This is a genomic window from Coleofasciculus sp. D1-CHI-01 (genome assembly GCF_040218875.1).
GTDB lineage: Bacteria > Cyanobacteriota > Cyanobacteriia > Cyanobacteriales > Coleofasciculaceae > Coleofasciculus.
The window spans coordinates 14134-31352 of the sequence record NZ_JAVJQP010000163.1 but is presented as its reverse complement, the minus strand read 5'-3'; the positions used below and the strand labels follow the sequence as shown (position 1 = coordinate 31352).

Here is a 17219-nt window from a genome sequence, read left to right as displayed (position 1 = left end):
TGAAGCTTGCCTAGAATCACAAACCTATAAAAATAAAGGTTTAAATCATTTTTATTAACAAGATTTAACCCGAAATAATATAACCTATTGTAGGGGCGACCCGCTGCATAAATCAACAACACCCATCCTCTCAATTTTATCGGGTCGCCCTTTAGTCAATTTTTTCTGACGAGATGATGCTTTTGTGAAGAGTTTGTGAGTACAAAATTATTTCTAGGTAGATTTAGCATAATAGGTAAAGAAATGTAAACGATTAGCACCTAAAAACAGTGCCACTCATAGCAAGGGAGTTGAGAAATGGAATTCTTCCATAAAATTCGCCAGGTCATTCGAGCCAATTTTAACGAGATGATTCAACAGGAGAAAAATCCCGAAACTGTAGGGTTTACATTTTATTCTCGTGAGGGCTTACAAGGTTACCAAACAATTGCCGAAATAGCTAGAACCCAACGTGATGGACAGCAAGAAACAGTGGAGACAATAAACCACAGTCTAGTAACCTTAGAGAAAAAACAGGCGGCGGTAAATAACCTAGAGTATCGGTTATACGATAGCACTCACTTCAGCCAATTCCCGTTTTATAAGGATCAAGAGACTATCAACATACCCGATAATGTTCCTCAATTCCAGGAGTCTGCCTGGAAGGAGATAGAAGGGTTATTCATTTCCTTAACATCCTCTAGCGAGATGGATAATGAATGGGCAACCCTAGAAGAATTTGCTTCCAAAATCCCTGTTTGATTCAGATAGCTTTCAAGTAAGTGAGGTACACAGACAGATCCCCGACTTCTTGGAGAAGTCGGGGATCTTGCTTAAGGCTATACCTCATCAAGTGGTGATTTCAGACCAAGAGCGATTAAGATTAGGTAAATTTTGCCCAACTTATTCATCCGTTATCAGGTTCAGCGCTTTCTAATTCCTGAGTACAGAATGTAGAATCCAGATAGGGTCGCAGTGGGACTAATCCGGTTTTAGACAATAAACATTGCCCCTGTTCAGTTCTGAGAATTTCAGCAAACTTTGTGCCAATGGGGGGGCGGCTATTATCTCTCGGATAAATAACGACTAGGGGATAAGCTAAGGGATAGGTTTGGCTAATAAATGCCTCCACATTGGCACCATAACTCCCTTTAGCATTACATAAATCTATGTTCGGAGTAATCGGTTGTCGGTTATCTTGAACCAATGGTGAAATCGCATCATTTTCTCCGTCCACGATGGCTAGGGGATAGACTGAACATTGTCCTAAGACTTTACTCAAAGAATCAAATCCGATCGCGCCAATGTTTCGCCCCTCAAAATCCCGAATGACTTGTCGCAGTGTCTCAAAGGTTTGGGTGCGGATAATCGGCGGACGACCTAAATTGGCAAATGAACGACTCGGTTGGTTACTTTGTTGCAGAAGTGCTTCAAATTCGGCAATATTACTTGTATTCGTATCCTCTCGCAGAACCCGCTGTTTAAACAGGTCAATGGCTTGATCACTGGGAGGAACATAGAGTTGAACCGGGAGATCAGGTCCTTCTAATTCTTGCCAATTGGTAATTTCTCCGGTGTAGAGTAAGCGTAATTGCTCAAAGCTAATTTGCCCATTTAAGGCGGCGGGTAAGCTGTTTTCCCGTTGGGCATAACTGAAGGCGACAAAGACAACTAAGCCATCATGCGCCACTTCTTCTGCGTCTAAGGCAAATCCTAGGCGATTCAGGGGAGTCGCGATCGCAAACTCCGCCTCCTCCTCCCGAACCTGGACGATCGCGTCTGTCCAAGAGGGTACAGGTTGATAGTTTAACTCTAATTTCGGTTGACGCTGGTACAATTCACCCGCCAAGGTGGTATCCTTGGCAATTAAATTGGGTTGCTCTAGGATATAATCCCACGCTCCGTATGCTTCTGCTGTATAGGTAAATGTTCCCGTCGGAATCCCGGATACCTGTTCAATACAGCAGGGAAATGGTTCAGTGTCCATTGCGGTTTGAGGTTGATTTCTGCCGAATAGCCACCAGAGTAATACTCCAAATAAAATCAGTAGCAAAAGTAGCCATAATAACCGGGGACGCCACCACCGCCGTTTCTTTTTCTTCGCCTCGGCTTCTACTTCCGGTTGAGAGAAAGGGGGAATAATTTGCAGTTCGGGGGGCAATTGTAATAGGGCGCGTCGGGCAATTTCTGCGGTTTCAAAGGATGAGGTACCAATGCCAATGAGGGATAAAATATAGTCTTTAAACACGGGTTTAATTAGGGGCCAATGCTTGGTAATCCGGGGATTAAAGGGTTGAAGCGTAACCGGATCATGAGTACCGCCGCTTAAAAGATAAAATGCCACATACCCCAAGTCTTGTAAATCCTTCTTTGCAGAAATTAAAGGACGTTCGAGTAAGGGCGGATCAAATCGTCCTTCCCACAAGAGAAGGTCACACAGGTAGATAAAAAAGCCTTGGAAACTGGGAACAATCAGTAAACTATCTAAACTGATATTGCCATCGGTGAGTCCCTCTTGGACTAAACCCGAAGGGAGACGAAATTTTTGTCCATGGAGAAATTCCAAACTTTGCAGCACCTGTTCCAGGATTTGTCGCACCTGATAACTGGTCATCGCCCCAGTTTCTGCCACGTAACTGGCTAGACTAGGATAGGTATCTAAGATCCCCTGGCTAACTAAATAGCAGCGTTCAAAACGGGGATCTGCGATCGCGTCCCACGGAGAGACGAGGCGAAAGTCTTGCACCCGCCCATCAGCCAAGGTGACACCAGCAAGATTGACAAAGGCTTCTTTGCGTAACTGACTTTCTTGGAAATTAAAATAGCGATCGGGCAGGAGGTATTCCCGAATCACTACGGGTTGGCGAGTGGGGAGTTGCAGGGCTTGATAAAGACGACCTCGACCCCGATTTTTGAGGAAGCCTTCAATTTGATAGGTTCCCCGACGCCCGCGAATTTTTGTTTCTGGCGGTAACAGTGTCGGAAATCCACATTGAGTACAATAGTTGGCACCGGGTTGTTCGAGCAGGGTTTGTTGCACCCATTCACAGTAAAGAGGATTTCCCCGAACACAGCGATACTCCGGATAGAGGGATTTTACCCCTGGCGGAACGACGACTTCTGTCACCACGCCACCTTCGGCTTCGGCTTCTAATCCTTCACCGGGTTTCGTTTTACCCGCCATGCGATCTTTGAGTTCATCCAAACTCGGCGCACGCTGTTTCAGTTCATCTTGTAGGAATGGAAATAACCAAAGTAACCGCGCTGGGACGAACCGCAGTAGGATGGCTCGAAAGCGACCTGGGATCGTCTTGAAGCGATGGAAAATCCGACTTCCTTCAACGCTGCGAAATTGTTGAAATAAACGTCCCAGAAATCCTTTTGGGTTACCCTTAACCATAACTGCTGCTCCTGCCAAGCCTTGTTAAGCTGTGTATTGCTATCCTGCCATAAGCATGGTGTCAGTCTAAGCGGTGGTTTCCCAAAGCGTTGAGAAATTTAACAAAATTTGCTTTGCCTAGAGTCGAAAGTCTGCTAGTGTAGCATTATTTGGTCAAATTAGGAGTTACCAGGAATGGCGAAGGAGCAAGTGGCGAAGCTGTTTCGAGATGCTAAAGCGAACCCGGGTTTAAGAGAGGAACTTAGTGCTGCCCCCAACGTAGACGCCTTTATCGAAATGGCGAAAGAGCGGGGGTATGACTTTACTGTGGAAGAGTGGCAAGAAATGACGGGCTTTTCGGTTGAAGAAGTTGAGGGTAAGTTGTCAGAAATTCCGGGATTATAAGGGTTTATTCGTAATTCGTAAAAATGATAAGTGGGTGGACATAATTAAAGTTAACGGTTGAGATTAGGGAACAGGGAACACCTCGACTTACCTCGACTCCGCTCGGTAACACGCTCGGTGTGTCACAGGGAACAGGGAACAGTAAGGGCTTGAGGGCGATTTATAAAACTTAATACAGTACCGTTTTCTTTTGCCCGACTACTTATTAAATACATTGACCTTTGACTTCTCATTCACTTCGTTCGAGGACAGAGTTCGAGGGACTGCTTTTACCTGTTCCTTATTCCTTATTCCTTATTCCTTATTCCTTATTCCTTATTCCTTATTCCTTATTCCTTATTCCTTATTCCCTATTCCCTTTTTTAGCTTATAGCAATTTCCGGTTTGATGCGATACATCGTTAAGGGCGCAAGCTTTGCGCCCCTACATTGCCCCTATATTTAGGTGTACCTCACACGCTGGGAAAGTGCTATAAATGATGCGTCCTAATCGATGTGTCTAATGCTATATCATCTGAAAAAAGCTTGTATCCCAGCGTTAAAGCACTGGAAACTCGGCGATTGATTATTCTGAGGTTGCATATACTCAGAAATTGTTTGCGCTGCTTCAACCTTATTCAAGCCGCATTGATGGTATCCCTTCTCTTTTAGTAAGGCTTCCAAAGCTTCCCAGGTTCCTCCTTTAATTGCATCAGGGTAACGATAACGTTTTCTCTTTGTAAAGGTTTTTAATAGCAACTTCTGCGGAATATTATTCAACTAAAACTTCTAAGTGTAATACCGTCATGTTGAGCATAACTACTAACGTTTAGTTTTAGGCGCACCCTGGTTTTTAAGTGGATCACCAAATTCAAAGTATTCCTCCATCCAGAGATTACCCAGGGTTGCACCTTCAGCCATAAATTCAGGAATACCGCGCATATCGGCAGCACGCTTCGCCTGAGTGAAGCCCTCTTGATCACGATAGAGTACCCAAAGTTCTTCTGGGCGCAGAGCATCGACAAAGTAAGGTGAGTGAGTCGTCACCATTAACTGGCTTTGTCCAGATGCAGTTCGGCACTCTTCGGCTAGCTCAGGTAGCAAACGAGGGTGGAGATGGTTTTCTGGTTCTTCGATACCGATGAGTTTAGGTGGATCAGGATCATAGAGAACAGTCAAATAGGCAAACATTTTCAGGGTGCCATCTGAGGCAAATTTAGCCAAAATGGGTCTTTGAAATGGGGCATCTTTGACTTGTAAGAGTAATCGCCCATCCTGCATCATCTCTGCATCAATGCTTTCTAGGCGCGGAATCCGATGAGTAAGGGTTGTCAGAATTTGATTGAGTCGATCCGGATACTGTTCTTTTAGATATTGAATGACATTAGGCAGGTTATCACCTGTTTCAGAAAGCTTTTCTTGAGTACCCGCTTCGGGTGTGCTACGGGTATGATCAGCCGTGAGATAAGACAGATACCAACCGCTGATAAATCGACGCAGAGCGCTCACCCGAGGATTACTGGCGAATTGTCCCAGGGTATTCACGGCGAGAATATCAGGAGAGTCTAGCTGTTGAGAAATACGTTCGTCTTCTTTTTCCGGCATTTCACCGCTGATGACTTCACCTGTCCCCTCCTTAAAGTTCAAAAACCGAAATGGCGCACCTTTTTGTCCTCGTCGCCATTGTAAAGATTCTTCGGCAACATAAGGACCACGAGAACCTTCGTCAATTGCCAGGTAGTAGGTGATAATTGGAGCTTGTGGTTTTTCCCGATATTTCAACTCAAAGGATATGAGACCCTCCGCCCCGCGAGTTCGCAATTCTCGAAACCGTCCCCGCCGATCCCAAGCCCGACGTAGACCCAATTGAAAGCATTCGGAGAGAAACGCAAATATATCAAAAATGGTGGATTTACCACTGCCATTGGGACCCAAGAAGACTGTTAGTGGTGTAATATTCTTCAGTTCAAGATCGCGTAAAGCACGATAGTTTTTGACTCTCAGTTGCTCGATGCGGGGAATAACGGGTTTGGGCATAGTGGATTGGATGGGTAGTCTTCTAGATTGTACAACCGCCTCTTTCCCCCTCAGTTCGTCAAACGCTGTCTATGATTGCCGTTTCCGAAGATTCCAGCCGATAAAGGAATCAGCTACTCCCTCTGACGTCGCTACAATAGGAAGACTGAAGCGTAATGCTTCCTATAAGTTAGGGGGATGACGATGGGTTTGCCAGTAGTTGCTGTAATCGGACGCCCGAATGTGGGCAAATCAACGCTTGTCAATCGGTTAGCCGGGGTGATGGATGCGATTGTCCATGATCAACCGGGAGTTACCCGCGATCGCACTTATCGACCCGCGTTCTGGCAAGACCGGGATTACTCGATTGTAGACACCGGGGGGTTGGTTTTTGATGATGATACCGAATTTCTGCCCCTGATTCGAGAACAGGCAATGGCAGCCCTCAGCGAAGCCAGCGCCGCTATATTAGTGGTCGATGGTCAAATGGGTCCCACCGCCGCCGATTATGCGATCGCAGATTGGCTACGCCAGCACCCTGTCCCGGTTGTTCTGGCTGTAAACAAGTGCGAATCCCCCCAACAAGGACTAATCCAAGCGGCTGAGTTTTGGGAACTCGGTTTAGGTGAACCCTTTCCTGTCTCTGGGATTCACGGTGCAGGAACCGGCGAACTCCTGGATCAACTGATTACTCATTTGCCCACGGTGGGAATGCTTCCCGACACCTCAGAAATCAACGTGGCGATTGTCGGACGTCCGAATGTGGGTAAATCTAGTCTATTAAATGCCCTGACGGGAGAAAAACGGGCGATCGTCAGTTCCGTTTCTGGTACTACCCGCGATGCCATTGATATGATTGTCGAACGCCCCGGAAACCCAGAAACCGAGACTGAATCTCAACTCTATCGTCTTATTGATACCGCAGGCATTCGCAGGAAGAAAAATGTCGAATATGGACCGGAATTTTTTGGCATTAATCGCGCCTTCAAAGCTATTCGCCGTGCTGATGTGGTTCTGTTCGTGGTTGATGCCCTAGATGGTGTTACCGAACAAGACCAAAAACTTGCTGGACGCATTGCTGAAGACGGACGGGCGGCGGTTATCTTGGTAAACAAATGGGATGCGATTGAGAAAGATACTTATACGATCTATGAATACGAAAAACTGCTGAAAAATCGCCTCTATTTTATTGAATGGGCACCAATGATTTTTGTCAGCGCCTTAACCGGAAAACGAGTAGACAAAATTCTCGATTTAGTCGATACTGTTGCCGCAGAACACCAGCGCCGCGTCAGTACGTCTGTGATTAATGAAGTGCTTGAAGAAGCCATTAACTGGCATTCCCCGCCCACCAACCGCCAAGGACGCCAAGGCAAAATTTACTACGGCACCCAGGTGAAAACTAAACCCCCAACGATTGCCCTGTTTGTCAATGATCCGAAACGATTTAATGAAAACTATCGCCGCTATATTGAGCGTCAATTTCGCCAACAACTGGGTTTTACAGGGACACCCTTGCGTCTATTATGGCGTGGGAAGAAAGTCCGCGACGTTGAAAGCAGCAGAGCTAATCGAGCCGTTCGGGTTTAATTTGTCCTTTGTCTTATGTCCTTTGTCAATGGTCAATGGTTAAAACAATAGTGAGATGGGATACATTGATTCTTGACAACCTTCGAGGGCATATTTTTGCCTATTCCCCATTCCCTAACGTAGCTTGCTTCTCGATGAAAGCGAGTATGACGAATGACGAATGACGAATGACGAATGACAAATGACAAATGACAAACCATGGACTTACTGCGATCGCTCCCGTTAGGGCTATACCTGGAACAACCTGTAACTTGGCTCCATTACCTGGATTCTCGGGTAAAACTTATATGGTTAATGAGCTTTTTGGCAGTACCGTTATTAGCCAATCCCTATTGCCGTGTGGCAGTTGTTGTGGTACTGATTTTGTTCACCCTGTCAGCCCGTATCCCGTTACGGGTTTGGCGTCAGCAAATGGGTTGGTTGCTGATGCTAGCGGTATTTGTATTTATTCTCACCGCGATCGCACCCGATGGATTGGCGGTTGATCATCAGTCTCGGCTTCCGGAAGCGGACATTCTCATGGTTGAGTCTGCTGAAACCTCAGCACAGGAATCGCCTCAACCTAGACCCTGGTATAATCCCTTTGGCATCGGACGTGAATCGGTTCCAGAAACGTCTGCGAGTGAAACCGTTATCTTGACCAATTTACCCCAACCGACGGACTACAGATATATTCTCTTGGAAGCCGGTCCAGTGACAATTACCCGTCGCTCATTGGATCTAGCGGTTCGGGTCAGTACCGTAATTTTTACACTAATTTATAGTACCAATCTTTACTTGCTCACCACCGCTCCCGAAGAAATTACCGCCGGGTTAGAAAGTCTAATGCTTCCCTTACGGCGTCTGAATATTCCAGTTACAGAAATTGCTCTGACATTAACCTTATCCTTGCGTTTTATTCCCTTAGTTTTGGAGGAAGTGCAAAATTTAGTCCGTTCGATTCGGACTCGGGCGATTAACTGGAAAAAGCTAGGAGTTCGCCGCAGCGCCCAAGTTTGGATCATGGTGACTGAACGGTTATTAGAAAACCTACTTATGCGAGCCGATCAAATTGCTAAAGCCATGACGGTGCGTGGCTTTACCAGTCCCAACCAGCATCGAGTCCAATGGCATCAACTTCGTTTACACTGGGGAGACTGGATCGCGATCGCGACTTTAGCGCCGTTTTGGGTAGCGCGGCTGATTTGGGGAGGAATGGGGTGATGGAGGTAAACAGAATGATAACTGAAATCACATAGTTGTAGGGGCGGGTTTAGGCACTCAATCTGCTTATTACTGATGACGGAACAACAAAACCCGCCCTTCCTTACGATCAAAAATAGGTTCTTGAGTCGCTAGCTTCTCTATTCATCCGTGGAATTCTGACAACGCGAATTGTGTGGATAAGACTCACAGAATTCATCTAAATCTGTTGAAGAAGTCTCAGGATTCTCTACTGTTGTTTCTTGAGGTTCCGGTTCCTCTTCGGCAGGAATTTCCGCGAAAATTCCCGTTAATCGTTCCAAATTGCTTCTTAACGTCAGTCCCAATTCCCGTTCGGTTACTAAGGTCAAAACCTGTGTCGTTGCGGGATCAGAGTTTCCGGTGAAACCTACCTCAATTTGGGCAATCTTATCCGGTTTGGTGAAAACGGCACCCAGAACGCCGAACAGCAAAGTATTACCAATAATCCGACCCACGTTAGCTTTTTTGCCTTCTTGATAGGTTAGGGTATCAACATTACTTGCCGCAACAGTAATTTCCTGGGTGGGTCTTTCATCATCCAAAACCGCGAGGCGATCGCCTTGTTCAATATAAGCGGTTATGATTCCCTCAGTGAGGGAGATTTTGCATTTACCGGATAGATCAGTTTCACCAGAGGTTAAGGCGCAGATTCCCTCATGACCAGAGCGCTGTTTGAGCGATACGGGGGGTTCGTAGCCTTCACAGCGCGAATTTAAGGGGAATTTCGTGCATAAGGTGTAAAGGTCAACTTCCGGGTTAGCTTGTGCGGGACGTGAGGCGGTGAGAAAAAAACTGGTTAGGGAGGTGGTGGCTAGGATTATGGTTGTGGTTCCGCTGAGAATCAGGCGATTCAGTTTAGGGTAGAAGCTGGAAGTCATAGTCAATATCCAAATTATGCCGTCGCTGGAACGTATATCTCGGTAGTGTCAGCTTATGCAGTTTGAATTCCCTGTTCCCTGTTACACACCGAGCGAAGCCGAGGTGTTCCCTGTTCCCTAACAAATGACCAATGACCAATGACCAATGACCAATCACAAGCGGTAGGATGATAAATCTACAGTTCTTAGTATCGGTCTATACTTAATCACTCTGCCCTTGTTGTCAGTTTATTGCTGATGACGGGAGTGAAACGCTGAAACTGAGAACTGTTGTTGTGTGTGTGAGGTTGGAAAACCCCTTCGTTCATGCTGTCTCTATTCGCCAATTTCTCGCTGGCTCAAGTTGTTATCCCTGTCCCCCCGACAACCCCAACTCCTCCTCCCGCCCAGGAATTGGTGGTGCAACCCCAGCAAATACGACCCCTACCCGGACAACTGGATCAGATACCTGTCTTTAATAGCAATAGTCCCGAAGTGATCCAAACCGAGGGGATTTTACTGTCAACCTTCCCCCCTTACGGAAAAGCGAGTCCTGGCGCTCATTTAAATTTTCCGCTTTCTGGACGCTTTGATGTATTTGCTCATCATATTGCCCGTTCCAATACACCAGAGGAATGGCGACCCATGTACCAAGGGGTTCTGGTTCACAATGCAGGGAGTCAACCTGTAACCTTAGATATTTTGCAAGCGGTGAGTTATGTAACCAATCCGGATGCGCCGTTTATCAACTTACCGCCCTATATGGATAATCCCTTTGGTTTGGTCTACTCTGGTCCCGGTTCAAGGGTAGCCACCGATATCCTACGTGGTGTGCATCAATCCTCGTTTCCTTCTCAAGTTGTTATTCCGCCGCGACAGAGCGAAATGGTATTGAATTTACCCATTGCGTTAGGCAATTCCCGGTCTACGTTGATGCGTCTGCGAACCAATCGACCGATTTATATGGCAAGTTTAGCCATGTATGCACCCCTGAACTCTGATCGCAAAGTGGATGGAAAACCTTTAGGGACACCTGGGCTTCCCTATCGTCCACCGACTCTTGACGAATGGCGGTATTTATTATTTAAAGGCAATTTAGCTGGACCACGCGATCGCATCCCGACACCACCCAACCAAACTAACGGTAAGATTGTCTATGGTCGAGTCGCAGGTGTGGCGATTGGTTCTCAATGGCGTACTGAGGTTGTAGACCGTCCAGGTGCGTTGGATCTGACGATTCCTCAACCGGGTCAAGCGTTTTCCTATCCCCTCAGTACGGTTCCGTTTATCACTTTAGGGACTGATCAAGTACAGAGTGCGCCTCTAAAAGTCCGTTACCCAGATACTGCTTATCACGCCCATGGCAATTATGGGGTGCAGTATCACCTTACTTTGCCCTTGGTTAACCGCACAGATGCTTCACAAACCGTAACCTTAGCGATTCAAACCCCACTTAAACCCGATGAAGAAGAAGAAACCGACAAACTGCACTTTTTGAATCCTCCCGATTCCCAGGTCTTCTTTCGGGGTACTGTACAACTGCGCTACACCGATGATCGGGGATTAGCCCGTACCCGTTCGGTTCATCTGGTGCAACACCGGGGTCAAGCTGGGGAACCATTGTTAACCCTAAAAATGCCTCCAGGCGATCGCCGTTTGGTTGAGGTGGATTTTATCTATCCGGCGGATGCAACACCACCCCAGGTGTTAACGATTCGGACTCTGCGATCGCCTTAAGAAGGCTGAGGGAGCTGGGGGAGCTGGGGGAGCTGGGGGAGCTGAGGGAGCTGAGGGAGCTGGGGGAGCTGGGGGAGCTGGGGGAGCTGGGGGAGCTGGGGGAGCTGGGGGAGCTGGGGGTGCAATTAGAACGTCTATTGTAGGGGCGGGTTTTACCATTAACATTGGCTTGTCACCCTGATATCACTAAACCCGCCCCGATTGAGTGCTTCGATAAATGACGTAGCTTGCTGGGAGCGAAGCGAGTATGAGCAATGACCAATGACCAATGACGATCTAAATTATTCTTGCCTACTTAATTTAACCGTCTGGAAATTGCCAACAGGGAATCCGTTCAATATCGTAGCTACCGCAGTGATTACAGGCACTCTTTAACGAGGAGTCCACCCATTCATCACCGCAATGGCGACAGTGACAAAAAATGTTGTTGTGATTGGCGATTTCGATTTTCTGACGCCATTGGTTCAACAAAGTATTATCTTTTTCGTTTTCGTTACTAATTTCTGACATAGTATTATTCAACACCTGCAAAACCGTTGTAATGCGTTAAGCGAAGCCATGCCGCAGGCTTTGCATCTTGCTCGCTACCCATTCCCAATTTAAATGGGTGACAAGTTATGCAGCAAACCCTAGCTTAAATCTGAGGTAGGAGCAGGTGCAAGTCACTCCAGAAAAGATATCATCGATACATTCAACTAAACCCGCTCTTCCAGGGCAAACCCCAACGAAGAGGGCGATACAATTAGTTAGTGCCAGCGCTCTTGGAAACATGGAAATTTACTGCACTCGTCCCACCTGTCCTCGCCCCCAAAACTTTTTTGCCGATCTCGATGACAAGGCGACACTGCAAACGGCACAACAGAAGTATTGTACGGCTTGTGGGATGCCCCTGATTTTAGTGGGTCGCTATCTTCCTACCAAGTTACTGGGTCAGGGCGGCTTTGGTACCGCATTTCTGGCACGCGATCGCTATACGCCAACGATGCGTGATTGTGTCGCCAAGCAGTTCCAGCCCTCTGGCGACTTAAGTCCCCAACAACTCGCCATCGCCCAAGGTTTATTTGAACGGGAAGCGGAAGTATTAGAACAACTCGGTAATGATCATCCCCAAATTCCCAATCTTTATGCCTTTTTCCCTTTAAGTGTTAGTAACCTGCACCAATCGGGTAAAGAAGACCAGTTTTTCTACTTAGTCCAGGAATTTATTGATGGACAAGACTTGGAGGAGGAACTGCAAACGAAAGGGACATTCTCGGCAGCTGAAGTCCTAGAAGTGTTACAGGCAATGCTGAAAGTACTTCAGTTTGTCCATGAGAATGGTTCAATCCATCGGGATATTAAACCCTCTAATATCATGCGTCACCAGAATGGACGCTTGTACCTGTTGGATTTTGGTGCGGTTAAACAACAAGTTACCAAAGGCGCAGCAGGAACCCCCTCTGGCAAATCCACGGGAATTTATTCGATGGGATTTGCGCCACCAGAACAGATGTCAGGGGCGCAAGTGTACCCGTCAACGGATTTGTATGCGTTGGCGGTAACGTTGATTATGTTGCTCACGGGGAAAGAGCCAGAAGAGTTATATGATTCCTACAATAACTCTTGGAACTGGAGACCCTATACCCAGGTTAGTGATACGCTAGCAGACGCCTTAAACCGTATGCTTCTGCCAACCCCGAATCAACGCTTTCAATCGGCTCAAGAGGTGATGGACGCCCTGAAACCGCGTCGAACTCCCCCTGCACCACCGCCACCGCCTCCACCTCCCCCCACTCCCAAACCCCAACCAGCCGTTCAACAACAACCTGTGGTTCAACCGCAACCTGTGGTTCAGCCGCAACCTTCAGTTCAACAACAACCCGCTATTCAGCGACAAAAACCCAGCTTTACTCTATCGGAAACGTTAATCGGGGCAGGGTTTACGGGCTTTGAAGGGGCGTTACTTTTTAGTGTTCTAAAAAGTGTTCTGGGAATCTCAGGGATTAGTGTGGGATTAGTGGGAATGATTGTCGGGGGTTTAATTTATATGCAATACCGCCGGATTATTGAAGGCAAAGACTTGCTAATTTTGGGCGGAATAACGCTGGTACTACTATTCATACCAGCATTACGGCTGGGATTATCCATTCCTGGCGTCATCTTGGCTGGAGTGTTGGTTGGCGCTGGTGCGATCGCGATAACTGTCCTATTTCGCTTGATTTATTTACTACTGTCTCGTTTCCTATGAAGATAAGAGTGATACAAGGCGCGATCGCGACTCAAAACCAGGTTCCCTTGAACGAAGGGAAGGGTTCCGTAGCCAAGACTGATGAATCAGGGCGGGTTTTGCTTTTCACCAATAACTGAAAAGCTGACCTGAGTCCCTAAACCCGCCCCTACAATTGATTTATAACTTATATATAACTTATAACTTATGACTTCTTTGGATATGAACAATGGAAATCCACTGCACTCGCCCCCATTGCCCTCGTCCCCAAAACTTCTTTGCTGAACTGGATCAGAAAGCCACGCTGCAAACAGCACAGCAGAGATATTGTACAGCTTGTGGAATACCACTCATTTTGGGGGGTGGTTATATTCCAACCCAGTTGCTCAATCAGGGAGGTTTTGGTACAACGTTTTTGGCACGCGATCGCCATACCCCAATGATGCGCTATTGTGTCGTCAAGCAGTTTCAGCCTTCTGATCAATTAAGTCCTGTTGAACTCGCTAAAGCTCAAGAGCTATTTGAGCAAGAGGCAGAAGTTTTAGAAAAACTGGGTAATACTCATCCTCAAATTCCTAATCTCTATGCCTTTTTTCCCTTAAGTATTGCCAAGTTATCCCAACCTGATACTCAAGAGAAATTCTTTTACTTGGTACAGGAATTTATTGATGGGCAAGATTTAGAAGAAGAACTGCAAACCAAAGGAACATTCTCTGAACCTGAAGTTATAGAAATTCTCAGAGAAATGCTGGTAGTCCTCAAGTTTGTCCATGAGAATGGTTCAATCCATCGGGATATTAAACCCTCCAATATTATGCGTCACCGGAATGGACGGTTGTACCTGTTGGATTTTGGTGCAGTTAAGCAGGTTAGCAAAACGGCAGGGGAAAGATCGTCTAGATCCTCGACGGGCATTTATTCTCCTGGATATGCTCCACCTGAACAGATGAGAGGGGGAGAGGTTAAACCTTCATCTGACTTGTATGCCTTAGCTGTGACAATAGTGGTCTTGTTGACAGGTAAAGAACTGAAAGATCTGCGCGATTCCCATACTAATTGTTGGCATTGGAAACAGTATATTCAAGTTAGCGATACTCTAGCCGATGTATTAGACAAGCTTCTCTTAGAAGCACCAATTCAGCGTTTTCAATCGGCTCAAGAGGTGATAGATGTTCTGGACTCACAACCGTTATCACCTCCGACTCAATTCTCACAACAACCCCATTCCCCAATTCCGTCGATTCCATCGATTCCCCCAATTCCCCCAATTCCACCTCGTTCACTATCAGAAATTTTTGCGGAAGCGGCATTTATTGGATTTGAAGGTGGATTACTTTTCATTGTTATAAACAGTTTACTGGGTATTTCAGGTATAAGTGTGGGAGTATTGGGTATGGTCGTTGGCGGTTTAGTTTATACACAATACAATCACCGGATCAACAACAAAAATTTGCTAATTATTAGCGGAATTACTTTTGCTGTCTTGCTCATCCCTCTCCTATGGAGCGGCTGGTCTATCCTAGAAGTAATCATTGCTGGAGGGATTGCGGCGGCGAGTGCGATCGCGATAACGGCTCTATTTCGTTTGATGTATTTGCTGTTGTCTCGTTTGCTATGAAGATAAGGAGGATAAAAGGCGCGATCGCGACTCAAAAGCAGGTTCCCTTGAACGAAGGAAAGGGTTCCGTAGCCAAGACTGATGAATCAGGGCGGGTTTTGCTTTTCCGTTATTGGTAAAAAGCTAACCTGAGTCCCTAAACCCGCCCCTACAATTGACTGATTTATGCTCAAATTTCCCAACTTCCCCAGCTTCCCAGCTCCCTCTGCTCCCTCTGCTCCCTACCTTCACAGATTTCCCGACTTATCGTCCTGTATAGGTGACAAAGATATCCTTTTTTACGGTAACTTCTACAGGAGCATCAGCATCGTACACCGATGAGGTGGTATTGCCAAAGGGTAAATTGCCCTCTGAGTCACATCCGGGTAAGAAAACCTCATAGAAGGGTTCAGCGACTGAGGGTACTAGCCTCAGTTGAGTTCCCATCGCCGCCGCCAGACTATTGGCTCGGTTTTGAGCATCTTCAACGGCTGATTGATAAGCGGCTTGGACTAGGGCTTGACAGTTATTCAGAGAATATTCTACATTCACGGTACTCAGTAGAATCGCTTCAATCGGGCTGGCTGCATCCGTTGCAGTATTGACAATTGCCTCCAAGCGATCGCGGTTAGGATTGTCCACTGTGACAACGAGTTGCGCTCCTCCTTCTGTAGCGTTGGAGGGAAAGGGAAAAGGCAAAAAGCTACCACTCGGTTCAATGATTTCTAAGTCAATTGCTTGATCAGAAACGCCAATGGCTTGGAGTGCATCCAGAATGGGTTGCAACATCTCTAGGGTTATGTTCTCTTGTGAGGGTTCAAATTGAGACAAGACTCCCTCTGGCGGCGACGGATAGTTTCTGGCAAATTTAAACAGGAGATTGGCTCTATCTGCCGGCTGACTGGCTCGACCTTTGCCAATCACCCGAAACGTCGGTTCTTCGCTGGGTGGTGGATAAAATAACTGACTGATTTGGCGAGCATCGGGCACTAACTCGTTACTTATATTCTCTGTCCTACCTGGACTAGGAATGAAACTTGTAGTGATAACAGCGACAACCAAAGATGACATAACTCTTTTTTTCATTCTGCCCGATTCTCCTGACCCATTTGGCTCGCAACAGTTGTTCAATTATCCAACCGCAAAACTATCCTAGCCCAGTTCTACCCAAAAATGTACAATTTAGGATGAATTGTCAAAAAAGTCACCACCCCATCAACGATTAGGGTGGTGAACAATATCACGAGCAGATGATGTCTTGTCTTATAGCTAGCCCGGTACAGTCTCAAGTCAGATTAACTGTCATACATTCGAGATTCCAAGGCTTCGGGATACTCTTGGCAATATTCCTCAAACGCTGTTTGGGGGAGTTTTTCTGCCCGTTGGTGTGCCGCTTCCGCTTGCAGTTCTTCCACAATATCCCAGGCGGCGGCACATTCTTTAGAGGTTGGTCCTTTTTGGGCGCAGACAGCCCGTGCTTCTTCTACCGCTTTGCGGATTTCGTCTTCAAGAAGTACGCTCTTGGGTTTTTCGAGGAAGTCTCCTTTGGCGAGAATATCGGTAATAGAAATAATACCCAGGAGTTTGTCCTTGATCACTGGAGCGCGGCGAATGCCTGTATTGGCAAACAATCGCGCCACGTATTCTACACCGAGGTTAGGATTGACTACAATGCAGGGCTTATTCATAATTTCATAAACCCGCACTTTTTTGGGGTCTTTGCCATAGGCAATCACTTTATAAACAATATCCGTTTCCGTGACGATGCCATAAGCATCTTGGTCATGGCGGCGATCTACAATTAAAGCCCGTAGACCCATATCGTTCATCAAATCCACAGCATCAGCTACGGTGGCTGAACCGCGAATGGTGACCACATCGGTGGTCATGATGTCTTGAGCCTTCATCATCATGTCAGTTTCTCCTGGACGTTGATCTGCCTTTATGATGCGACAGGGAAGTCGGATCAGTCCTCAGACAATGCTTACGTTGGAAGCTGATTCTTCCAAGCCCCGAACTCTGAGAGATTAGGGTCATTGACCTGTAGGGACTTCTATCGTGGAGCATTTTTGATTAAGGTTGTCTCTTATTGCTCTACCTGGAGAGTCCCACGGACTTTAACGCCATTTTAGCGTGATTTAGGTACTATTGCTTATCTAGAACCTATGCACTAATAGCGAAAGATGACTGGTTTACCTGAATCTCCTGGTTTTGAAGGGAGGGTTAAAATCTTGGGGAGGAAGGCGATCGC

General features: G+C 46.6%; 14 protein-coding genes. 7 read left to right on the top strand and 7 right to left on the bottom strand.

What is annotated here, in order from left to right:
• Window positions 1–297 precede the first annotated feature (297 nt).
• A complete protein-coding gene (locus RIB93_RS28490; protein WP_446378016.1) occupies window positions 298–741 on the top strand; it encodes a hypothetical protein in 444 nt (147 codons plus the stop codon).
• 145 nt (window positions 742–886) lie between these two features.
• Here RIB93_RS28490 and RIB93_RS28485 read toward each other — a convergent pair whose 3' ends face one another.
• Complete coding sequence (locus tag RIB93_RS28485; RefSeq protein ID WP_446378014.1) at window positions 887–3379, bottom strand: substrate-binding domain-containing protein; 2493 nt, start codon at window positions 3377–3379, stop codon at window positions 887–889.
• Window positions 3380–3553: 174 nt separating this feature from the next.
• On the opposite strand from RIB93_RS28485, the gene RIB93_RS28480 reads away from it, so the two are divergent.
• Window positions 3554–3763 (top strand): Nif11-like leader peptide family natural product precursor, encoded by a 210-nt coding sequence (locus RIB93_RS28480; RefSeq protein ID WP_446378012.1) that lies wholly within the window; start codon window positions 3554–3556, stop codon window positions 3761–3763.
• A gap of 509 nt (window positions 3764–4272) precedes the next feature.
• Here RIB93_RS28480 and RIB93_RS28475 read toward each other — a convergent pair.
• Complete coding sequence (locus RIB93_RS28475; RefSeq protein ID WP_446378010.1) at window positions 4273–4521, bottom strand: DUF4276 family protein; 249 nt, start codon at window positions 4519–4521, stop codon at window positions 4273–4275.
• A gap of 42 nt (window positions 4522–4563) precedes the next feature.
• Window positions 4564–5778: an AAA family ATPase gene (locus RIB93_RS28470; protein WP_446378008.1), complete on the bottom strand. Its 1215-nt coding sequence runs from the start codon at window positions 5776–5778 to the stop codon at window positions 4564–4566.
• Window positions 5779–5961: 183 nt separating this feature from the next.
• Between RIB93_RS28470 and der the strand changes: the two genes are divergently transcribed.
• Window positions 5962–7347: a ribosome biogenesis GTPase Der gene (gene der, locus RIB93_RS28465; protein ID WP_446378007.1), complete on the top strand. Its 1386-nt coding sequence runs from the start codon at window positions 5962–5964 to the stop codon at window positions 7345–7347.
• A 198-nt stretch (window positions 7348–7545) separates the two neighbouring features.
• Window positions 7546–8550, top strand: coding sequence for an energy-coupling factor transporter transmembrane component T family protein (locus RIB93_RS28460; protein ID WP_446378006.1), 1005 nt, complete (start codon window positions 7546–7548; stop codon window positions 8548–8550).
• Between the two features lie 140 nt (window positions 8551–8690).
• Here the strand turns inward: RIB93_RS28460 and RIB93_RS28455 are convergent, their stop codons facing one another.
• Window positions 8691–9449 (bottom strand): hypothetical protein, encoded by a 759-nt coding sequence (locus RIB93_RS28455; protein ID WP_446378004.1) that lies wholly within the window; start codon window positions 9447–9449, stop codon window positions 8691–8693.
• Between the two features lie 306 nt (window positions 9450–9755).
• On the opposite strand from RIB93_RS28455, the gene RIB93_RS28450 reads away from it, so the two are divergent.
• Window positions 9756–11165, top strand: coding sequence for a DUF3370 domain-containing protein (locus tag RIB93_RS28450; RefSeq protein WP_446378002.1), 1410 nt, complete (start codon window positions 9756–9758; stop codon window positions 11163–11165).
• A 300-nt stretch (window positions 11166–11465) separates the two neighbouring features.
• Here the strand turns inward: RIB93_RS28450 and RIB93_RS28445 are convergent, their stop codons facing one another.
• A complete protein-coding gene (locus RIB93_RS28445) occupies window positions 11466–11675 on the bottom strand; it encodes a hypothetical protein (RefSeq protein WP_446378000.1) in 210 nt (69 codons plus the stop codon).
• 259 nt (window positions 11676–11934) lie between these two features.
• Between RIB93_RS28445 and RIB93_RS28440 the strand changes: the two genes are divergently transcribed.
• Both RIB93_RS28440 and RIB93_RS28435 read left to right on the top strand, forming a co-directional pair.
• Window positions 11935–13392, top strand: a complete 1458-nt coding sequence (locus RIB93_RS28440) for a protein kinase domain-containing protein (protein WP_446377998.1) — start codon at window positions 11935–11937, stop codon at window positions 13390–13392.
• A 208-nt stretch (window positions 13393–13600) separates the two neighbouring features.
• A complete protein-coding gene (locus RIB93_RS28435; RefSeq protein WP_446377996.1) occupies window positions 13601–14989 on the top strand; it encodes a protein kinase domain-containing protein in 1389 nt (462 codons plus the stop codon).
• 243 nt (window positions 14990–15232) lie between these two features.
• Here RIB93_RS28435 and RIB93_RS28430 read toward each other — a convergent pair whose 3' ends face one another.
• Both RIB93_RS28430 and RIB93_RS28425 read right to left on the bottom strand, forming a co-directional pair.
• On the bottom strand, window positions 15233–16039 hold the full coding sequence (locus tag RIB93_RS28430; RefSeq protein ID WP_446377994.1) for an SIMPL domain-containing protein: 807 nt from the start codon (window positions 16037–16039) through the stop codon (window positions 15233–15235).
• A 224-nt stretch (window positions 16040–16263) separates the two neighbouring features.
• Window positions 16264–16881: a CP12 domain-containing protein gene (locus tag RIB93_RS28425; RefSeq protein ID WP_446377992.1), complete on the bottom strand. Its 618-nt coding sequence runs from the start codon at window positions 16879–16881 to the stop codon at window positions 16264–16266.
• Window positions 16882–17219: the final 338 nt, after the last annotated feature.